The sequence below is a fragment of the Lactobacillus sp. M44 genome (assembly GCF_058130005.1).
Genome location: NZ_CM176707.1, coordinates 1,230,700 through 1,252,818, shown reverse-complemented (window position 1 = coordinate 1,252,818; position 22,119 = coordinate 1,230,700). Strand labels below are relative to the sequence as shown.

Genomic DNA, 22,119 nt, shown 5'->3' with positions numbered 1-22,119 from the left:
AAATGATTAATGCATGCTCTATTTTTTATTAAACTTAATTATTTAGATAACTTAGATAGACGGCTCTTATCACGGTTAGCTTTATTCTTATGAATTAAACCTTTAGTTGCTGCCTTATCGATAGCGCTCATAGCTTCTCTACCCAAATTTTCTACATCATCAGCCCCAGCATCAACAGCGTTTTTGAACTTCTTAACAGCAGTTCTTAACTCGCTTAATTGAGCAGAACGACGTTTATTAGTATTAGCCTGTGTTTTCACACGTTTAATTGCTGATTTAATTTGTGGCATGAACTTTCACCTCCATTGAAAATTGAAATTCACTTAATTGATTATACTTAAGAACTAAGCTAGTTGCAAGAAATTTTGTGCTTGCTTTTTGGATTACTTATCTGTATGATTATAAATGTTGTTGAACCATTAACGCTGTATATCGATTCACCAACGATTTACGTTGTTTTTGGCAATTAATTAAGAAAGGTGTAAAAATTATTATGGCAATTTCACAAGCTAGAAAAGATGAAATTATTAAAGAATATGCTCGTCATGAAGGAGATACTGGTTCAGTTGAAGTTCAAGTAGCTGTTTTAACTGAAGATATCAATAACTTGAATGAACACTTACGTGCTCATAAGCAAGATCATCATTCATACGTTGGTTTATTGAAAAAGATTGGTCACCGTCGTAACTTACTTGCATATTTACGTGAAAATGATATTAATCGTTACCGTGACTTGATTTCTAAGTTAGGCTTACGTCGTTAATATTTTATAAAAAGATTCGACTCATAATGATTGAGTCGATTTTTTTTGCTGTAAAATACTAAATTCTATGCTAAAATTGATAAGACTATATCGATTTGATCTATTGATCCATTAAAACTTATAAAAATAAAGAAGGAAGTATTATGACAGATACAATAAAAATAATGATTGTAAGTGGGGTACGTGAACAAGGTAAAGATATGTTTGCGGTGCAGGTAAACGATGAAATATTTGTAATGGATGCTGGATTAAAATACCCTGATAGTTCACTCTATGGCATTGATATTGTCATTCCAGACATGGATTTTTTTGAAAAATATAGCAATCAAATATCAGGAATTTTTTTGACTCATGGGCACGCCGATTCAATAGGTGCATTACCATATATCTTGAGGAATCATGATATACCAATATTTGGTTCAAAATTAACTGTTGAACTAGCTAAAATGGAAGTTCAACGCGAAAATAAGCGGCGGAAAAGCAAGTTGTTTCATATTATTGATGCAGATTCTGAAATTGAATTTAATAATGCAAATATTTCATTTTTTAGTACAACACACTCAATCCCAGGTTCATTAGGGATAGACATTCATACTTCAGCTGGTGAAATTGTTTATACAGGTGATTTTAAATTTGATCCTTCAGCAAAGCCAGCTTATAGAACTAATATGGATCGTCTAGCTGAAATTTCTAAAAAAGGTGTATTAGCATTATTAAGCGATTCTTCTAATGCAGATAGTAATTTTCCCAATGCTCCTGAAAGTGAAATTGCTGAATATATAACTGAAACTTTTAGAAATGCGGATGGTCGTATAATTGTAGCAGCTAAAGCCTCAAATTTAACTCGTGTACAGCAAGTGTTTGATGCTGCAAAAGTTACTGATAGAAAAGTTTTATTAACAGGTAGAGGAGTTAATAAAATTGTTCGAACGGCTATTAAGTTAGGATACTTAACAGTAGATGACGACTTATTAATTCATTCAAAAGATCTGAAAAATACACCTGATTATGAAACAGTTGTGTTAGAGACAGGAAGAATGGGTGAGCCTTTAAAGTCATTAGAAAAAATGGCCACTAATAGACATAGAATGGTTACAATTCATAAAGGCGATTTAGTATTTATTGCAACCACTCCTTCATCTTCCGTGGAAACTTTAGTTGCTCAAACTAGTGATTTAGTTTATAGAGCTGGTGGGACAGTAATTCAATTAGGACATGACAAACATTCTAGTGGTCATGCAACTGGTAGAGATTTACAATTACTTGAAACAACTTTAAAACCCAAATATTTGATTCCTGTGATTGGAGAGTATCGTTTATTAGTAACTCAACAAAAATTGGCAGAGGCTGTTGGAATTGACCCAAAAAATGTTTATATAACTAAAAATGGGGATACATTGTTATTAGATAAGGATAGATTTTATTTAACCGACCCAGTTCCTGGTGAAGATACGATGATTGATGGTTCTGGAATCGGTGATGTTGGTAATATTGTTTTAAGAGATCGTGAAGTATTATCTGATGATGGAATATTTATTGCAGTTGTAACTATTGATCGCAAGAAAAAGAAAATTATTTCACAACCTAAAGTTACCAGTAGAGGGTTTGTGTACATCAAGGCTAATCGTGAATTGATGAATGAATCAATTGATGTAATAAAAAATGCAATTAATAATAATTTTGATCATAAAAAATTTGATTGGTCAGAATTAAAAACAGATGTGCGCAACGATTTAGAAAAATTCTTATTTAAAAAAACTAATAGGCATCCAGTAGTATTGCCTGTGGTGATGGAAGTAAACCAAAATAGACATAGAGCAATCGCAGCACAAAAAAACAATGATAAAAATTCTACCAAATTGCATAAGCAAATGATTGAAAAGGCTGATAAAAATAATGTTAAGCATTAGTCAAAAAAATTTGTTAAAACAAGCTATAGATAATAAAAAAAATCATAAAACAGACGAAGCGTATAAAAATCTTGAACAAGCTTTATCTATTTCATATGATCATGTTTTAGTAATGCAATTAATTGAACTAGATATTGAACAAAAAAAATTTGATCAGGCATATTTGCTTTTAAAGCAAGAACCTGATCTTTTTTCTGATGTTAAAATTTACAAACTATATCTTCAAACTTTAGCTAAGAAGAATTACTTTATTGAAAAATTGCAGATAGAAAGATTGAGAAGTCAAAAAATTGAATTAGAGATTAAACCTATCAATGACAAAAAGCAGCAAGAAATAATGACTAAATTTAAGACTGCTAAAAACATATCATATGAGCTTTATCGAAGTTTATACCAGCTAAATGAGACCAATTTCATCTTGTTTGCTCAAAGCTTATTAATTGATCCAACACTTGATATGGCACTAAAAATAGCTTTGTGTGAAGATCTAATTAAATTAAGAGTGAACAAAAAAATAAATATTTTTGTTTTGAATAAATTAACCAGTTTTAACCCAAGTCATACATTTTTATTGAAGAAAAATCCAATTTATCAGGAGATTTGTCAGTCAATATATGATAAATTGAAAAAATCACCTGAAAAAATTCCAGTATATTTTGCAGAAATCAATCTAGTATTAAGCACAATTTATCCATTGATAAATAAATATATTAATAATCCTGACAGGTTTACCAAAAATTTATTGACATATATAGAAACTAAAAATGGTGGGATAGATCAGCAGTTGATAGAATCAATGTATCATACATTAAATAATAAAATTTAAGCAAAAAGGTTTACTTTTTAACTTGATTTAGTATAATCGTATAAGGATATTTTCTTAAAGCAAAGCCCTAATAAAATACTAGGCTTTCGCTAGAGAAAGTAGTACAATATTCAACAGAGAATTATCCGTTAACATATCTCAACGGACTTCTTGCAAAAAAACAGGAGGGTCATTTTAATGGCAGAAAAAGAACATTACGTTAGAACTAAGCCGCACGTAAACATTGGTACCATCGGCCACGTTGACCATGGTAAGACCACATTAACTGCAGCTATTACTACAGTTTTATCAAAACAAGGTTTGGCAAAGGCTGAAGATTATGCACAAATCGATGCTGCACCAGAAGAAAAAGAACGTGGAATCACTATTAACACAGCCCACGTTGAATACGAAACAGAAAACCGTCACTATGCACATATGGATGCTCCAGGACACGCAGATTACATCAAGAACATGATCACTGGTGCTGCTCAAATGGATGGAGCTATCTTAGTTGTTGCTGCAACTGATGGTCCTATGCCTCAAACTCGTGAACACATTTTGCTTGCTCGTCAGGTTGGTGTTAACTATATCGTTGTTTTCTTAAACAAGACTGATTTAGTTGATGATCCAGAATTGATCGATTTGGTTGAAATGGAAGTTCGTGACTTATTATCAGAATACGGTTACCCTGGTGACGATGTACCAGTTATCCGTGGTTCAGCATTAAAAGCATTGCAAGGTGATCCTGAACAAGAAAAGGTTATCTTGGAATTGATGAAGACAGTTGACGAATACATTCCAACTCCAGAACGTGATACTGATAAACCATTCTTAATGCCAGTAGAAGATGTATTTACTATTACTGGTCGTGGTACTGTTGCTTCTGGTCGTATTGATCGTGGTACAGTTAAAGTTGGTGACGAAGTTGAAATCGTTGGTTTAACTGAAGATGTTTTGAAATCAGTTGTTACTGGTTTGGAAATGTTCCACAAGACCTTGGACTTAGGTGAAGCCGGAGATAACGTTGGTGTATTACTTCGTGGTGTTAACCGTGATCAAGTTGAACGTGGACAAGTTTTAGCAAAACCAGGTTCAATTCAAACTCATAAGAAGTTTAAGGGTCAAGTTTATATCTTGAAGAAAGAAGAAGGTGGACGTCATACTCCATTCTTCTCAGACTACCGTCCACAATTCTATTTCCATACAACTGATGTTACTGGATCAATTGAATTGCCAGAAGGTACTGAAATGGTTATGCCTGGTGATAACACTGAATTTACAGTTGAATTAATCAAACCAGTTGCTATTGAAAAAGGTACTAAATTCACTATTCGTGAAGGTGGACGTACTGTTGGTGCTGGTCAGGTTACTGAAATTCTTGACTAATTCTAACGTCAAAAAAAGATGTGCAAAGCACATCTTTTTTATTTTAAATTAATCTTTGTTAATTCAGAGTAAAAATACTGATATTTTCGTTTATTGTTAAAACGTTGTAATATCAGTATTTTTTTATTCTAAAGTTTTTATAAATGCTACGTTATTTGTTAATCTTCTTGTAATTTGCGTAACCAAGGTAAAATAAATCCTAGTCCGAATAATACAATTACAGTAATTATATTCATTGTCAGTTGGTGAGTAAATGCCTCACTGCCAAAGGTTGCTTCTGCTTCTTGAGGTATAAATCCCAAAGTTGCACAAACGAATGTAAAGATCAGACACCACCAACCAACAACTAATGCTGCAGTTTTGTTTTTAATAAATACATAATCTGAATGGAATTTCTTTTGTTGCATTCGCATCATAATGAATGCAAAGAATACCCAACATGTTTTATAGGGTGAAATAATTCCATTAATATTTAATAGCCAATTATATATTGAATTAATATTTGGCAATGTACCTGTTAATAATAGTAAAAACAAACTTAAACCTGTAGTTAATGTATAGCTATGAATAGGACGTCCATCTTTATTTTTCTTAGTTAGCCAACTAGGCATAAATTTATCTGCAACGTCACCTGCAAATACTCGACTTGATGCATCGAGCAATACAGCCAATTGAGCCATCATAAAAATTGCTTGAACAATGGCAAATAAATACATAAGTATTTTACCCCAGCCTAAGCTTTCTCCAAGCATTTGAAATGCATAGTAAGGCCCATTCATTTTAAAATCATGTGGTATATGATTAGCATTGAAAAACATTGCTAATGCTAAAGTTCCGAAGATTGTTAAAAATCCAGTCATGATTGCTAGCATCCACATAGCCTTTGGAAATTCATGTTTCGGATCACGCATTTGAACAATATAAGGTGCTGCAAGTTCAGCTCCAGACATTGCAAAAATCAATAACCCTGTAGTTGAAAAATATCTTAAGCTAAAAGATGGTTTAAATGCTGCAAGATTAAATGGTTGAGTTGCAATATGATGACCATGCAAGATCGCATAACCTGCAAGCAATACAAATAGCATTGACATGATGAACATTGCACCACCACCGATTAATGATAGTATTTCTAATGAATTTTTTATTGCATTTTCAAGTAAAATGAAAATCAAAATAATTACAAAAGTTAAAAGTCCAAACCAAAATGTGGACATTTTTTTGTCTAAACTATTATTTCCTAACAAAATCCAACTAAATGATACGATTACCGAATTAGAAACATCGACGATATAAGGAACACTTTGTACCCAATACATCCATGATGTCCAATAACCTAAGGTATCATTGCTTGAATGACGAACCCATGATGCTAATCCTCCTGCTTGATCTTTAAATGTTAGTCCCATTTGGCTAGTCATTAAAGCATAAGGTATAACATATGCAAACAACAGAAAGATCCAAGAAATTACGACGGATAATCCTTGATTTTGAAAAGGATAAAAGATGTTTTCAAAACTAATAATGGTAACAAAGTCAATTAAAGCAATAACTGGCCAACTCATATAATGCCTATTTTTTGGTGTAATCGTTTCTTCAAATTCCATATTTTCCCCCTAATTAATAGTATATTAATTTTACGAAAATATTTAATTAGGGTGGAGAGTAAGGTAAATGCACTTGAGTAACCCCTCCAATGTATATATAATTTTTATATGAATAGTGCTATTTTCTTACAAGAAAAGAAACACTCTAAAAATTATAAAGGTTTATTTAAGTTTTGCAATAGCATGTAAATATAAAGAGGAAATTTATGAACTTTCTAAAAATTGCAATTGGTACCCATATAAAAAATGAAAAAACTTTAGCACAATCAACTATAAGGCTAGATAAAATAAAAAATGCTGCTGCTGTGGCAGCTATAGTTGTAAATAAACACAATGATCAAGAAATAAAGAAAGCTCATAAACTGAAAGAAAAATCTGGTTTTAATATTCCGATTATACTAGTAGATAAAGCAATAACTAGAAAACAACAAAAAGTAATTAATGAAAAAGTGAAACAGTATACAGAAGAAATGATTCCTAGCTTTTTGACTGATTTGATTAATTTTGCGGAAAATAAACCAATCAGTTTTACTACACCTGGTCATCATAATGGGCAATATTATGATAAACATCCTGCAGGTGTTGCATTTAATAAATTCTTTGGTAAAAATTTAATGTATGCTGACACTAGTGACACTGTTCCGCAATTGGGGGATACTATGATGCACACAGGCACTCCACTGAATGCAGAGCAAAAGGCCGCAAAAACGTATAATGCAGACAAAGTATATTTTTGTACAAATGGGACAACAAGTGCTAACTCAATTTGCGCAAGTGCTTTATTAACAGATGGAGATCTAGTGTTATTTGATCGAAATAATCATAAATCTTTGTATAATAGTGCATTAATTATGAGTGGTGCTATTCCAGTGTATATTCCAACAGATCGAAATCCTTTAGGTTTAATTGGAGAAATGGATCCTGAGAGCTTTAATGAGGATAGAATTCGTGCAGAAATTGCTAAAGTTGATCCTGAAAAAGCAGAGAAAAAACGTCCATTTCGTTTGGCAATTGTGCAAGCAGAAACTTATGACGGTATATTTTATGATGCAAAATGGATATTAGATCACATTGGTAAATTATGTGACTATATCTTATTTGATTGTGCTTGGGGCGGTTTTGAATCTTTTGTACCAATTATGCGACATTTATCACCATTATTGTTAGATTTAGGTCCTGAAGATCCAGGAATTTTAGTTACTCAATCTCTTCATAAACAGCAAGCCGGGATGGCTCAAGCTTCACAAATTTTAAAAAAAGATGCACATATTAAAGGACAATCACGTTATGTTGATCATAAGCATTTTAATCATGCATATTTAAAATTCGTAACCTCAAGTTATTCATATCCTTTATATGCTTCTTTAACGGTGAATGCATATCTTACAGCAGATAAAACTAATGAGAAGTGGTGGGATGAAACTTTAAAAATGGGTATTAAGTGGCGTAAAAAGTTACTTAAAAAATCTAAGCTATTTAAACCATTTGTTTCAGATGATTTTGCCAAAATAAGTACTGAAGAGCTATCTACTAATGCTGATTATTGGAAATTAGATAATAAAAATTTGTGGCATGGATTTTTAAAGGTAGCTAAGGGTCAAGCAATGATTGACCCTATGAAGCTTACTGTAGTTACTCCTGGAATTGATATTAAACAACAAAGGTATGAAAAGCATGGAATACCAGGATCTGTTGTAGCCGAGTTTTTAATGGAAAATCATATAATTAGAGCGAAAAATGATTTGAATTCACTTTTATTTTTATTAACTCCTGGAGATACAGAAAAGGAGTTAAATACATTACTAGAAGCTTTTTTAAAGTTTGAAAAGTTTTATAATGAAAATGCACCTTTAAGACAAGTATTACCAAAACTATATGAAGCTTATAAAATTAGATATCATAATTATTCTTTAAAGCAACTGTGTCAAGAAATGCATGAATATTATGCTAAAAATGATACTTTTGATTTACAAAAAGCATTATTTGCAAGAAAAGATATGCAAAATTATATTATATCCCCTGCAGCTGCTGATAAATTATTTATTAAAAATAAGAATAAATTGGTAGATTTAACAGATATTGAAGGTGAGATTGCTGCAGAAGGCGCACTGCCTTATCCACCTGGGATATTTATTGTTGCACCAGGTGAAAGATGGACAAATATTGATAAAAAATATTTTGAAATATTAGCTGGTGCAATTGTAAAATTTCCTGGTTTTGTACCAGAAATTCAAGGTGTTTATTGGAAAAAAATCAATGATAAGATTTCAATACAAGCAGAAGTATTAAAATAATCTAAAGAGGAAATACAGATATGGAATTATCATGGAAAAGTGACTTACCAAAAGATTTAAAAGATAAAGTAACTAAAGTAGAAAAAGAGATTCGACCACGACTTGAAGAAATTGATGAACAGGTCACATTCAATCAGCAACGTGTTTTAGAATTATTTAGAAAACATCGTGTTGGTGAAGAAGACTTAGTCCCATCAACTGGTTATGGTTATGATGACATTGGTCGAGATAAAATTGAAGCAATTTATGCAGATTATTTTAAAGTAGATGATGCTTTAGTGCGTCCACAATTTGCTTCTGGCACACATGCTATTACTGTAGGATTATTCAGTATGCTCAGACCAGGAGATACATTATATTATTTGACTGGTACTCCGTATGATACTATTCAAGAATCAATTGGTTTAACTGGTGATAAGCCAGGTAATATGATGGAATATGGTATTAAATTTGCAACAACTGAATTATTAGACAATGGTGAAGTCGATTATGAAAATGCTAAAAAAGCATTGAGTGATAAAACAATAAAAGTAGTAGCTATTCAGCGCTCATTGGGATATGCTGTTAGAGCAAGCTTTACTGTCAATAAAATCAAAAAAATGATTGAATTTGTTAAAAAAATTAGGCCAGATGTAAATGTTTTTATTGATAATTGTTATGGTGAATTTTCTGAGTGTGTAGAACCTAGCTTTTATGGAGCTGATATGATGGCAGGTTCTCTATTTAAAAATGCTGGAGCAGGTATTGTTAAAAGTGGTGCCTTTTTAGTTGGTAGACAAGATCTAATAGATGGAGCAGGTTCTAGATTAACAGTTCCTGGAGCTGGAAAAGGTGAAGGCGCCACTTGGGGATATTTAAGAGATATTTATCAAGGCTTTTTTATGGCTGCGCATACAACTGGTGAAGCTATTAAAGGTATGATTTTTACAGCCGCTTTATGTGAAAAAATGGGTATGGATGTTGCTCCAAAATGGGATGCACCACGAACTGATATTGTTCAAACTGTAACTTTTGGTAAACCTGATCCAATGGTTAAATTTTGTGCAGCTATTCAGCATTATTCACCTATGAATTCATTTGTTGATCCGATTCCTTATCATCAAGATGGTTATGAAGATGAAGTGGTAATGGCATCTGGAAGCTTCACTGAAGGATCAACTATCGAATTATCTTCTGATGGACCTTTACGTGATCCATATCGTTTATATATTCAAGGTGGATTATCATATGCTCATGATAAAATTGCTATCACCCATGCTGTACAAGAAACTTTTTATAAAAATAATTAATGATAAGCAAGAAAACATGATTATTTTATGAAAAAGACTTCACTTATTTGTTTTTTAAAGCTTATTAATGTAAGATAGTTGAGTGTGCAATAGCAAACCCAACTTTGACATCGGAGGTATTGAATTAATGTCTGTAAAATGGGAAAAAACCGGAGATACTACCGGAGAATTAACTTTTGAAATTTCACCTGAAGAAATTAAATTAGGCTTGGATCAAGCTTTTAAACGTGTAAAAAACAATTTACGTGTTCCTGGTTTTAGAAAAGGACATGTTAGCCGTACTATTTTTGATCAATATTATGGTGAAGAAGCATTATATGAAGATGCTTTAAATGCTGTATTACCAAATGCATATGAAGCTGCTTTGAAAGATGCTAAAGTAGAAGCTGTAGGTCAACCAAAAATTGAACCTGTTTCTATGGAAAAAGGTAAATCTTGGACTATGAAAGCTACAGTTACTACTAAGCCAGAAGTAAAATTGGGCGAATATAAGGGGATCGAAGTACCTAAGCAAAATACACGTGTATTAGTTAAAGATGTAAATGCTGAATTAGATAAAAAACGTGAACAAAATGCTGAACTTGTATTAAAAGATGGAAAAGCTACTAAAGGTGATACAGTAACTATTGATTATAAGGGTACAATTGATGGCAAGCCATTTGATGGTGGTAGTGCTGAAAATTATTCTCTTGAATTAGGTAGCAATACATTTATTCCTGGTTTTGAAGATCAATTAATTGGTCACAAAGCTGGTGATGATGTTGATGTAGTAGTTACATTCCCTAAAGAATATGGTGCAAAGGATTTAGCTGGTAAAGAAGCTCATTTTGCAACTAAGATCCATGAAGTAAAATCTAAAGAACTTCCAAAACTTGATGATGAATTTGCAAAAGATGTTGATGATTCAGTAGATTCATTAGATGAATTAAAAGAAAAAATCAAGAAGCAATTAAAAGAAGAAAAGACCGCAGCAGCTGAAGATACAATTCAACAAGCTGCTATTGAAGGCGCTGTAGCTAATGCCAAAATTGATAAAATTCCTGAAGCAATGATTCAAGAAGATGTTAATACTCAAATGAATCAATACTTAGGAAACATGCAGCGTCAAGGTATTGATCCTCAAACATATTTCAAGTTAACCAATACTACTGAACAACAATTACGTGATCAATTATCACAAGATTCTGCAGAACGTGTTAAAACTAACTTAGTCTTAGAAGCAATTGTTGCCAAAGAAGGCTTGAAGGCTACTGAAAAAGAAATTGATCAAGAAATCAAAGATTTAGCAGCTGAATATAACATGGATGAAAAGACCGTTCGCAATACATTAAGCAATGATATGCTTGAACATGATATTACAGTTCGTAAAGCTATGGATCTTATTACTGATAATGCAAAACAAGTTGCTAAAAAGGCAAAAACTTCATCAAAAAAAGATGAAACTAAGTAATAATTTTATTATTTAAGGAGACGGCTCTAATGTGAGTCGTTTTTTCATTTGAGTCAAAAAGAAAGTTTTTATAGTCTTTTTATGTTACTCTAAACACATTGAATCAAGGAGGGAATTTTTGTATGGCTAAACAATACCAAGATGGCCCAGAAGAAATCACATGTTCATTTTGTGGTAAAACCCAAGCACAAGTCAAAAAAATGATTGCTGGTAATGGTGTATATATTTGTAATGAATGTGTTGCCTTATCTAAAAAGATCATTGATGATGAATTAAAAACTGACACTTTAAAAGAAACCAAAGATTTACCAAAACCTAAAGAACTTAAAAGCAAGCTTGATGATTATGTAATTGGACAAAACCGTGCAAAGAAAATTTTATCAGTTGCTGTTTATAATCACTATAAACGTATTAACCAAATGGATGTAGATTCTTCAACTGAATTGCAAAAATCAAATATCGCTTTAATTGGACCAACTGGATCTGGTAAAACTTATTTAGCTCAAACTTTAGCAAGAATATTGGATGTACCTTTTGCTATTGCCGATGCGACAACATTAACAGAAGCTGGATATGTTGGTGAAGATGTTGAAAACATTTTATTAAAATTATTGCAAAATGCTGATTACGACATTGATAGAGCCCAACGTGGAATTATTTATATAGATGAAATTGATAAGATATCTAAAAAAGCCGAAAATGTTTCTATTACTAGAGATGTTTCAGGTGAAGGCGTTCAACAAGCTTTATTAAAGATATTAGAAGGAACTATAGCGTCAGTTCCACCTCAAGGTGGAAGAAAACACCCACAACAAGAAATGATCCATATCGATACTAAAAATATTTTGTTTATTGTTGGTGGTGCATTTGATGGTATTGAAAGTATTGTCAAAAATCGATTGGGTAAAAAGACAATAGGTTTTGGAGCAGAAAGTCAATTAAATGCTATTGATAGTGATAATTGGAATAAATATCTAACTACAGGGGATCTAGTAAAATTTGGACTAATTCCTGAATTCATAGGTCGTATTCCAGTCATTGCAACATTAGATAAGTTAAATGATAAAGATTTAGTTAGAATTTTAACTGAACCAAAGAATGCTTTAGTAAAACAATATCAAAAATTATTATCTCTTGATGGTGTAGAATTGAGTTTTTCAACTGAAGCTTTAAAAGCAATTGCACATCTTGCTATTGAACGAAAGATGGGGGCAAGAGGGTTGAGAACGATCATTGAAAATTCAATGATGGATATAATGTATGAAACACCTAGTGAAAATAATATTGAAAAAGTTGAAATCACTAAAGGGGTAATTTTGAGACATGATAAACCAAAAATAACTTACAAACAAGACAATGATGAAAATGCCGATAATGAGGTAGTTAATAAATGAAAATAATTAGCAGTGCTTATAGTTTAAGTGCCGTGAAAGAGTCTCAATATCCAACAGACAATTTACCTGAGATTGCATTAGCTGGTAGATCAAATGTTGGAAAATCTAGTTTAATCAATTCGCTATTAAATCGTAAAAATTTGGCAAGAACGTCTTCTTCACCTGGAAAAACACAGACACTTATTTTTTATAAAGTTAATGAACAATTTTATTTTGTTGATGTTCCTGGATATGGATATGCAAAAGTGTCGAAAGCTAAGAGACAAGATTTTGGGATTATGATTCAAGATTATTTAGAAACTAGAGCTAATTTAGAAGCACTAATAATTTTAATTGATTCAAGGCATGAGCCAACTAAAGATGATATAGCTATGTATGAATATGCTCAATATTTAAATTTACCAATTTTAATTGTTACAACTAAAGTCGATAAGCTTAAGAAAAACGAGCAAAATAAAATCATTAGTAATCTTGCTAAAAATATTGATATTAAGAAATCAAATGTAATAGTAATACCATATAGTTCGATAACTAAAATCAATAGTGAGAAAATCTTGAAATGGGTTGAAAATAAAGTTGGATAACTAAAAAAGGCGAGATCAAAATGATCTGCCTTTTTGTGTAACTTATTATTTGTTTTTGTCGAGAGAATTTTTTTCATTAGACTTTTCGAGCTTTTTGGCTGTTTTTTTCTTAGGGTCATCAGGGATGACTGCAAATTTATCTAGCATTCTTTCTAATTCATCTTGTCTTTTAAATGTTAATCCCATTAATTTATCCTCATTTCTATCTTTTTTATTTATTATAATAGACTATAGTAATAAGTGTAAGTAATATGAAAGGATCTTTTGTAATGGATACAATTGAAACAATTATGAATCGACACAGTGTTAGAGAATTTTCATCTAAAAAAGTAGAAATTTCTGATATCAAAGAACTTATTGCAACTGCGCAGCATGCACCATCTTGGGTAAATTCTCAACCATGGAGAGTATATGTTGCTGTTGGTGAGACTCTTAAAAAAATAAAACTAGCACATATAAAAAATTATGAAGAAGGTATAAAACCTCACTCTGATTTTCCAACAAGACATAGACAAGATTGGGATGCTTTTCCAAGAGAACATATGGCACAGACTACTGCATATCGTGCAAGTATTTGGAATGATGGGATACTTGCAAAATATAAAGACCAACAAAAACAACTATATGATGCCCCTGCTTTAATTTATGTAACTATACCCAAGAATTCAACTGATTGGTCAAAATTTGATGCTGGTAGTTTTGTTCAGACTCTATTATTAGCTGCAAAAGATAGGGGAATATCATCAATACCTGCATATGAAATTGCAAAATTTCCCGATACTGCTCGCAAAATTATGGGAATTTCTGATAATGAAACTATTGTCATTGGTATTGCACTAGGTTATTCAAAGGATAGTAGTGTGATTAATGCATACCATTCAAGCAGGATATTGACTGATCAAATGATGAAAATTAAAGATTAATATACAAAATAGTAACTGCATATTATAGTAACTGCATATTGTGGTTACTATTTTTGAATAAACAAAATTTGCATAGTAAAATTGATATTCGTGTTAAACTTAAATCTGCTGAAAAAATTTTAGTTATTACAAGAAGGTGGAATTTTGGCTAGTGATCATATTGAAAATAAATTAAAACTTTTACCTGATAAGCCAGGAATTTATCTTATGAAAAATGCTGAAGGAAAAATAATATATGTTGGAAAAGCTAAGAATCTAAAAAATCGTGTTCGATCATATTTTAAAAGTACGCAAGTTGGACGAAGAGCTAACTTGGTAAGAGACATCAGAGATTTTGATACAATTGTTGTTTCTTCAAATAAAGAAGCTTTTTTGTTAGAAATTACAATGATCAAAAAATACATGCCTTATTACAATATTCAACTAAAACAAGGCACAGGTTATCCGTATATTGAAATCACAAATGAGCGTGATCCAGAAACAAAATTGACGAGTATTGTTCGCAAAGATAATGGTTACTATTTTGGACCATATCCTAATGTATATGCGGCTCAAGCAACTTTAAAGTTTATTCATAAAGTGTATCCATTAAGGCGCTGTCGTGGCTATCAAGGAAGACCATGTTTGTATTATCATATGGGGCAATGTTTAGGGGCGTGTTTTAGAGAAGTCCCTAAGGTTGAGTATGCAGAACAAATAAAAAAAATAAAAAGTTTTTTGAATGGTGATATTGGTCAAGTAAAAAAAGATTTAACAGAAAAGATGGAAACAGCAGCTCACAACATGGAATTTGAAAGAGCCGCAGAATTGCGTGATGAATTAAAATATATTGAACAAACTGTTGAAAAACAAAAAATCATATCTAATGATCACACTCAAAGAGATATATTTAATTATTATGTTGATAAATCATGGATTTCTATTCAAATCTTCTTTTTACGACAAGCTAAATTATTAAAACGTGTTACCAGAATGTTCCCTTTAGTTGATGATCAAGATCCTGAAGATGAATTTGTTTCGTTTATTGTACAATTTTATAATCAACACAATCGAGTATTGCCAAAAGAAGTGTTAGTTCCAAAAAAAGTTGATACTGAAAGTTTATCACAAGTTTTACGTGTACCAGTTAGAACACCACAACGAGGCACAAAATATTCATTACTAAAAATGGCAAAGGAAAATGCTAAATTGAAACTTGATGAAAAATTTAGATTATTAGAATTAGGTAATCGTAAAACAAAAGGTGCTCAAAAAGAGATATTTGATGCATTAGGATTACCTTATGGGCATTATATTGAAAGCTTTGATCATTCTCATATTCAAGGTGCTGATCCGGTGTCTGCTTTAGTTGTGTTTAAAGATGGGGAACCATTTAAATCAGGATATAGAAAATATAAATTAAAAGGTGAAGTTGAACATCAAAAAGGTGGAGATGAAGTAAGAAATACTCGTGAAGTCGTAAGAAGACGCTATGGTCGATTGCTACGCGAGCACAAAAAAATGCCAGATTTGATATTGATGGATGGGGGGCAAATTCAAGTAGACGCAGCATTGGATGTTTTAAAAAATGAATTGAATTTAAATATTCCAGTAGCTGGAATGGTAAAAGATAATCATCACCACACCAATCATTTAATATTTGGTAATCCATTTAGACTAATTCCACTAAATCCAAAATCACAAGGATTTTATCTGATGACAAGAATTCAAGATGAAGTTCACCGCTTTGCAATTACATTCCATCGTAGAACTCATGCAAAAAATGCATTATCAAGTAGATTAGATGATATTAAAGGTATTGGGCCTAAAAGTAGAAATAAGTTATTGAGAACATTTGGATCTTTATCAAAAATTCAGCATGCAACTATTGAACAAATGCAAAATGCAGGCTTAACTATTACTCAAGCACAAACTGTAAAATTGGCGTTACAAGATATTGGTAAAAAGTAAGATAAAGGCTTATATATAATAAACTTATATGGTATTATAAATAACTAGTAGAAATTATGAAAGGAGAGGGGTATATATGGCATTTGTTGATCAAACAAAAATTGATGTCCAAGCCGGTAAAGGCGGCGATGGCATGGTAGCTTTTCGTCATGAAAAATACGTTCCCAATGGCGGACCTGCTGGTGGAGATGGTGGTCGTGGTGGTAGTATTATTTTTGTGGCGGATAACGGATTACGAACCTTAATGGATTTTCGATATCGTCGCAAATTTAAGGCTACTGCTGGCGAAGATGGTCGTATTAAATCACAATATGGTAGAGCAGCCAAAGACGTATATTTAAAAGTACCTGTGGGCACTACTGTATCTGATTTTAATACTGGTGAATTAATTGGCGATTTAACACAAAATGGTCAAGAACTTGTTGTTGCCCATGGCGGTCGCGGGGGTCGTGGCAATATTCATTTTGCCAATTCAGTGAATACTGCTCCTGAAATTGCTGAGAATGGAGAACCTGGAGAATTTCGTACATTACGCTTAGAACTAAAGGTTTTAGCTGATGTTGGATTAGTAGGCTTTCCATCCGTGGGTAAATCTACATTGTTATCAGTTGTAACTAAAGCAAAGCCTAAAATTGCTGCATATGAATTTACCACATTAACTCCTAATTTAGGTATGGTAACATTACCCGATGGCCGTGATTTTTCAATAGCTGATTTACCTGGATTAATTGAGGGTGCAAGTAAAGGTGTTGGATTAGGAATACAATTTTTACGTCATGTAGAAAGAACTAAGGTTATTTTACATGTTGTATCAATGGATCCTAATAATGGTCGTGTTCCAAAAGAAGATTACCAAAAAATTCGTAAAGAATTAGCTAATTATTCACTTGATGTAACCAATAAAAAAGAAATTATAGTTGCAAGTAAAATGGATCTTCCAGGGAGTAAGGAAAGATTTGATGAATTCAAAAAAGATCTAGAGCAATTAGGCATAAAAGAACCTATTTTTCCAATTTCAAGTGTGACACATCAAGGTGTACAAGAAGTTATGCAAAAAGCTGCAGATCTTTTAGAAGAAGTAGAAAAGAAACAAGAAACAGAAAAAATAGAATCTACTGTTGAACATAAAGAATATAAATTTAAGCCTGATGATAAATTTAAGGTTGAAAAGGTTGCAGATAATCAATTTGCGATTTCTGGACAAAAACTAGAAAGATTAGTTGCAATGACTAATGTTGAACATCAAGATGGGATAATGCTTCTTGCACGTAAATTAAAGAATATGGGAGTCGATGATGCATTGCGTGAAGCAGGTGCAGTCGATGGTGATGAAGTTACAATTGGCGATTTCACTTTTGAATTTGTCCAATAATTAAGAAAAAAGATTAAGATAAAATGATTAAACAAACAAAAAATCGGTTTATTACAGGATATTCTGGATTAAGAGCACTGGCAGTTGTTGGTGTTATTTTGTATCATCTAGATCCTAGCGTTTTTATTGGTGGATATTTAGGAGTGCCGATTTTTTTTGTGCTTTCAGGATATTTAGTTACTGATCATATGCTTGCAAGTTATGCAAAAACTGGAAGCTATGATTATAAACGCTTTTATATCAACCGTATAAGAAAATTGTATCCACAGATGATCACCGTTTTGTGGTCGAGTGGTGCATATATATTATTGTTTCAGCAAAATTTATTAGCTAAATTTAATCAAATAGTCTGGACTAATTTGTTAAATGTATACAATTGGTGGCAGATAGCAAATGGTCAAAGCTATTTTGAAAGATTTGCAAGTAATGAATCTCCATTTACACATTTATGGACGATGTCAATTGATGGTCAGTTTTATATTTTATGGCCTCTAGTAATTTTTTTATTAGTAAAATATGCTCATAAAAAAAAGATAGCTTTCTGGACTATAACTGTCCTTACCATAGCTTCTGTATTAGAAATGGCAATATTATTTAAGCCAGGTGTAGATACTAGTAGAATTTATTATGGAACTGATACCAGATTCTTTTCTTTAGGATTAGGTGCAATGCTTGCATATGTATGGCCAACGGGAAAATTAAATAAGAATATTGCGCCACGATATGCACAAATATTAGATATAACTGGTGCAGTAAGCTTTGTTGGAATGTTAGTTTTATTTTTCGATAGGGTAGTAGATCCACAAAAGGCATTTATTTATCATGGCGGAATGTTTTTATTTTCAGCTTTTACAACAATATTTGTGGCCATTATTGCTCATCCTGCAAGTCATTGGAATAAATGGATGACTAATTCAATTTTTAACTATATTGGAAGTAGAAGTTATGGGATTTATTTGTATCAGTTTCCTGTAATGATCTTTTTTGAAGATAAGTTTACTAATGTTGCTGATCATCCATTTTTGTATCATTTTATCGAAGTTGTATTAATTTTTGTAATTTCAGAAATAACTTATAGATTAATTGAGAGACCTATTGGAAAAATCACCTTGAATAAAGCTAGAAATTACTTTAATAGTGTATTTAATTGGGATAATGGGAACTGGCAACAAAAGTTACGCGCATTATTTGCACTGATTATATTAGTTTTAGGAAGTATTGCAATAATTAGAGCTCCTTATGTCAAAGCAGCTAATCCAAATAAGTCTAATCTTGCTCGACAAATAACCAAAAACCGTGCTCAACAAGAAAAAGATAATAAAAAAGTTATTGATAATATTAAAATGCATGGGAAATCTGCTGAATCAAAATCAAAAATGTATCAAGAAGCTAAGATTAATGCAGTTAAACATCCAGTAAACAAAGAATATGAAAAATATGGTATTAGCCAACTTGACTTACAATTAGCACACAAGACAGCTATTACTGCTGTAGGTGATTCAGTAATGGCAGGATCAAGTGATAAATTAAAGCAATTAATGCCAAATTCTGTAATTGATGCGACAGTTTCACGTCAGTTGAGTGATACATTTGGAATAATTCAAAATTATAAAAATCAAGGTGTCTTAGCAAATAATGTTTTATTGGGATTAGGTACTAATGGATCATTCCCAATGAGTGATTTAGATCATATGATGCAAATAATTGGATCTAAGCGTCATGTTTTTTGGGTTAATGTACATGTACCAACTAGACAATGGCAAGATCCAGTAAATAAATTGTTGAACCAAGCTGCTAAAAAATATAAAAATTTAACTATAATTGATTGGTATGGATACTCTTCCAAGCATTCAAATTGGTTTTATCCAGATCAAACACATCCAACACCAAATGGCTCATATTATTACACTGCATATATTGCTAAACAAATCGTAGATCATAGTAAGTTTTAATTGTTAGAATGGGATATTGATGGAAATAGAATTTCTTGGGACAGGTGCTGGGCAACCGTCCAAAACACGCAATGTATCAAGTATTGCATTAAAATTGCTTGATGAGATAAATGAAATATGGCTATTTGATGTAGGAGAAGCAACTCAGCATCAAATACTTAAGACAAATATTAGACCAAGAAAAATTAAAAGAATTTTTATTTCACATAATCATGGAGATCACATTTTTGGATTACCAGGATTTTTATCAACTAGGTCGTTTCAAGGAGATGTCGAACCGTTAACTATTTATGGCCCTGCTGGAATAGATCAGTTTGTAAAAACAGCACTTAGAGTTTCAAAAACTAAGATATCTTATCCAATTAATTATGTGATATTAGATAAAGGCGGAAAAATTTTTGAAAATGATCAATTTACAGTGTTTGCTGAAAAATTAGATCATCGAATTGCTAGTTATGGTTTTAGAATAGTAGAAAAATCTCGCCCCGGTGAGCTTTTAATGGACAAAGTAAAAGAATATAAAGTTCCTAATGGACCTTTATTAGGGCAATTAAAAGCTGGAAAAGATATAGTATTATCATCTGGTAAAATCTTGCATGGGCTAGATTTTGTTGGACCTGATAAACCTGGTAGAGTAGTAACTATAATTTATGATACTAGATCTACACCTAATATTGAAAAATTGGCAAAAAATGCAGATGTTTTAGTACATGAATCTACTTTTGCAGGTGATGAAGCTAAGATGGCACGAGCATATTACCATTCAACAGCAGTAGAGGCAGCAATTATAGCTAAAAGAGCAAATGTTAAAAGATTATTTTTAACACATATTTCTGCTCGATATTTGGGGCAAAAGGCTTATAATTTAGAAAAGCAGGCTAAAAAAGTTTTTCCTAATACAAGGTTAGTTAATGATTTTGATAGCTTTGATATTCCAATGAAAGGATAGATTACTAATGAGTAATTCTTTACGTGATAAGGTCGTTATTATTACAGGTGCTTCAAGTGGTATTGGTCGCTCAATTACTCTTGAAACTGCTGAAAGAGGGGCAACAGTGGTATTAATTGCACGTGATGTTGCGAAATTAAATGAAGTGGCACAAGAAGCAATGCATTTATCTGGAAGTCAAGCCTTTGTTTTTCCAACGGATATGGGGCATGCAGAACAAATTGATGAAACATTTAAAAAAATAGTTCAAAAAGTTAAACGAATAGATTATTTAGTTAATGCAGCTGGATTTGGTAAATTTTCAAGATTCTTAGACCAAAATGTTGTACAAATGTCAGATATGTTTCAAGTTAATGTATTGGGATTAATGTATTTTACACGACTTGTTGCTAGAGTAATGATTGATCAAAAATCTGGTCATGTAATTAATTTAGGATCAATGGCTGGAAAGATCCCTACAGCTAAATCTGCTGTTTATAGTGCCACAAAAGCTGCAGTTATCCAATTTTCGAACGTTTTAAGATTAGAATTAAAGCCCTTTAATGTAAAGGTTATGACTGTGAATCCTGGACCTGTATACACTAACTTTTTCAACATTGCGGATGAAACAGGTGATTATGCTAAAAATGTAGATGCTTTTATGCTTGATCCAGATGATGTTGCTTGGGAGATCGTTCATTATTTTGACAGTGATAAACGAGAACTTAATCTTCCATGGAGTTTAGCAGTATTGGCCAAATTATATGATCTATTTCCAACTATAGGAGATTATTTATCATTAACATTTGCATCTAAAAAATAAGGGGTATTATTATGGAAAAGCAAAGAACTTGGGTAATAGGGCTTGCATTATCGTTGATTGCAGTAATATTTGTCATTTTGAATACAAGCCCCGTAACAATTAATTTTGGCTTCGCGCAACCTAAATTACCATTGATTGTTATTTTAGTTATAATGCTTTTGTTGGGAGCAGTTATTACCTTCTTTTTGGGAAAAAGGGATGTTCCTGCTACACAAAAACAATTTGTCAAAAAATTGAATTTACAAAGAAAAGAATTAACTAAACAATATCAAAAAGAATTAGATGATAAAAATAAACAAATCAATCGTTTAAATGATGAAGTTGCTAAACTAAAACAGGCACAACTTGATAAAAATTAATTACAAAACATCAGAATATTTGGGCTTGATTTATTAGAATATCAATAGTATTATTAGAATACGTGAGTTGAGAGACTTGGTATTAAACTGAAATAAAGGAGATCTAATCAATGGCAGTTCCTGCAAGAAAAACTTCTAAGCAAAAGAAACGTTCACGTCGTGGACATATTAAATTAACTGTACCAGCAATGCACTATGATGCAACTACTGGTGAATACAGATTAAGCCACCGCGTTTCACCAAAAGGCTATTATAAAGGTCGTCAAGTTGTTAACAAAACAAATAACAATGAAGACTAATTAAAATGCACCCTTGAGGTGTTTTTTTTAT

Annotated in this window: 19 protein-coding genes and 1 pseudogene; 17 read left to right on the top strand and 3 right to left on the bottom strand. The window is 31.9% G+C overall.

The genetic code is table 11. From position 1 onward, the window contains the following. Positions 1 to 38: 38 nt before the first annotated feature. On the bottom strand, positions 39 to 290 hold the full coding sequence (rpsT, locus tag AC38BG_RS06005; RefSeq protein ID WP_489936958.1) for a 30S ribosomal protein S20: 252 nt from the start codon (positions 288 to 290) through the stop codon (positions 39 to 41). Positions 291 to 493: 203 nt separating this feature from the next. On the opposite strand from rpsT, the gene rpsO reads away from it, so the two are divergent. From rpsO to tuf, 4 genes are all read left to right on the top strand, one after another. Continuing rightward, complete coding sequence (rpsO, locus tag AC38BG_RS06000; RefSeq protein WP_489936957.1) at positions 494 to 763, top strand: 30S ribosomal protein S15; 270 nt, start codon at positions 494 to 496, stop codon at positions 761 to 763. A 143-nt stretch (positions 764 to 906) separates the two neighbouring features. Continuing rightward, positions 907 to 2,673, top strand: coding sequence for a ribonuclease J (locus tag AC38BG_RS05995; RefSeq protein WP_489936956.1), 1,767 nt, complete (start codon positions 907 to 909; stop codon positions 2,671 to 2,673). Then, positions 2,660 to 3,499: a hypothetical protein gene (locus AC38BG_RS05990; protein ID WP_489936955.1), complete on the top strand. Its 840-nt coding sequence runs from the start codon at positions 2,660 to 2,662 to the stop codon at positions 3,497 to 3,499. The genes AC38BG_RS05995 and AC38BG_RS05990 overlap by 14 nt, the downstream gene beginning before the upstream one ends. 177 nt (positions 3,500 to 3,676) lie before the next feature. Then, on the top strand, positions 3,677 to 4,867 hold the full coding sequence (gene tuf / locus AC38BG_RS05985) for an elongation factor Tu (protein ID WP_489936954.1): 1,191 nt from the start codon (positions 3,677 to 3,679) through the stop codon (positions 4,865 to 4,867). Between the two features lie 158 nt (positions 4,868 to 5,025). Here the strand turns inward: tuf and AC38BG_RS05980 are convergent, their stop codons facing one another. Then, entirely contained in the window at positions 5,026 to 6,471 is a 1,446-nt protein-coding gene (locus AC38BG_RS05980; protein ID WP_489936953.1) for an APC family permease, read from the bottom strand. Positions 6,472 to 6,677: 206 nt separating this feature from the next. On the opposite strand from AC38BG_RS05980, the gene AC38BG_RS05975 reads away from it, so the two are divergent. From AC38BG_RS05975 to yihA, 5 genes are all read left to right on the top strand, one after another. Then, entirely contained in the window at positions 6,678 to 8,765 is a 2,088-nt protein-coding gene (locus AC38BG_RS05975; RefSeq protein ID WP_489936952.1) for a putative ornithine decarboxylase, read from the top strand. Positions 8,766 to 8,785: 20 nt separating this feature from the next. Further along, complete coding sequence (locus AC38BG_RS05970) at positions 8,786 to 10,054, top strand: methionine gamma-lyase family protein (RefSeq protein WP_489936951.1); 1,269 nt, start codon at positions 8,786 to 8,788, stop codon at positions 10,052 to 10,054. A gap of 127 nt (positions 10,055 to 10,181) precedes the next feature. After that, on the top strand, positions 10,182 to 11,504 hold the full coding sequence (gene tig, locus AC38BG_RS05965; RefSeq protein WP_489936950.1) for a trigger factor: 1,323 nt from the start codon (positions 10,182 to 10,184) through the stop codon (positions 11,502 to 11,504). Positions 11,505 to 11,626: 122 nt separating this feature from the next. After that, on the top strand, positions 11,627 to 12,898 hold the full coding sequence (gene clpX, locus AC38BG_RS05960; RefSeq protein WP_489936949.1) for an ATP-dependent Clp protease ATP-binding subunit ClpX: 1,272 nt from the start codon (positions 11,627 to 11,629) through the stop codon (positions 12,896 to 12,898). Beyond that, positions 12,895 to 13,482 carry a ribosome biogenesis GTP-binding protein YihA/YsxC gene (gene yihA / locus AC38BG_RS05955; RefSeq protein WP_489936948.1) on the top strand — a complete coding sequence of 196 codons (588 nt, stop codon included), beginning with the start codon at positions 12,895 to 12,897 and terminating at the stop codon, positions 13,480 to 13,482. Before clpX ends, yihA begins: the two co-directional genes overlap by 4 nt. Positions 13,483 to 13,527: 45 nt before the next feature. Here the strand turns inward: yihA and AC38BG_RS05950 are convergent, their stop codons facing one another. Further along, positions 13,528 to 13,668: an SPJ_0845 family protein gene (locus AC38BG_RS05950; protein ID WP_489936947.1), complete on the bottom strand. Its 141-nt coding sequence runs from the start codon at positions 13,666 to 13,668 to the stop codon at positions 13,528 to 13,530. An 83-nt stretch (positions 13,669 to 13,751) separates the two neighbouring features. On the opposite strand from AC38BG_RS05950, the gene AC38BG_RS05945 reads away from it, so the two are divergent. The 8 genes and pseudogenes from AC38BG_RS05945 to rpmF all read left to right on the top strand — a co-directional run bounded on the left by AC38BG_RS05945 (position 13,752) and on the right by rpmF (position 22,088). Further along, positions 13,752 to 14,405, top strand: a complete 654-nt coding sequence (locus AC38BG_RS05945) for a nitroreductase (RefSeq protein ID WP_489936946.1) — start codon at positions 13,752 to 13,754, stop codon at positions 14,403 to 14,405. A gap of 144 nt (positions 14,406 to 14,549) precedes the next feature. Then, positions 14,550 to 16,355, top strand: a complete 1,806-nt coding sequence (gene uvrC / locus AC38BG_RS05940; protein ID WP_489936945.1) for an excinuclease ABC subunit UvrC — start codon at positions 14,550 to 14,552, stop codon at positions 16,353 to 16,355. A 76-nt stretch (positions 16,356 to 16,431) separates the two neighbouring features. Beyond that, positions 16,432 to 17,727 carry a GTPase ObgE gene (obgE, locus tag AC38BG_RS05935; protein ID WP_489936944.1) on the top strand — a complete coding sequence of 432 codons (1,296 nt, stop codon included), beginning with the start codon at positions 16,432 to 16,434 and terminating at the stop codon, positions 17,725 to 17,727. A 23-nt stretch (positions 17,728 to 17,750) separates the two neighbouring features. Beyond that, the gene (locus AC38BG_RS05930; RefSeq protein ID WP_489936943.1) at positions 17,751 to 19,679 is read left to right on the top strand and encodes an acyltransferase family protein; all 1,929 of its coding nucleotides are present in this window, start codon (positions 17,751 to 17,753) and stop codon (positions 19,677 to 19,679) included. A 19-nt stretch (positions 19,680 to 19,698) separates the two neighbouring features. Then, complete coding sequence (gene rnz, locus AC38BG_RS05925; protein ID WP_489936942.1) at positions 19,699 to 20,628, top strand: ribonuclease Z; 930 nt, start codon at positions 19,699 to 19,701, stop codon at positions 20,626 to 20,628. A gap of 7 nt (positions 20,629 to 20,635) precedes the next feature. Beyond that, positions 20,636 to 21,430 (top strand): SDR family NAD(P)-dependent oxidoreductase, encoded by a 795-nt coding sequence (locus AC38BG_RS05920; protein ID WP_489936941.1) that lies wholly within the window; start codon positions 20,636 to 20,638, stop codon positions 21,428 to 21,430. An 11-nt stretch (positions 21,431 to 21,441) separates the two neighbouring features. Next, positions 21,442 to 21,681: pseudogene (locus AC38BG_RS05915) on the top strand (lipopolysaccharide assembly protein LapA domain-containing protein); the annotation flags it as partial. Between the two features lie 218 nt (positions 21,682 to 21,899). Then, positions 21,900 to 22,088 carry a 50S ribosomal protein L32 gene (gene rpmF, locus AC38BG_RS05910; protein WP_489936940.1) on the top strand — a complete coding sequence of 63 codons (189 nt, stop codon included), beginning with the start codon at positions 21,900 to 21,902 and terminating at the stop codon, positions 22,086 to 22,088. Positions 22,089 to 22,119: the final 31 nt, after the last annotated feature.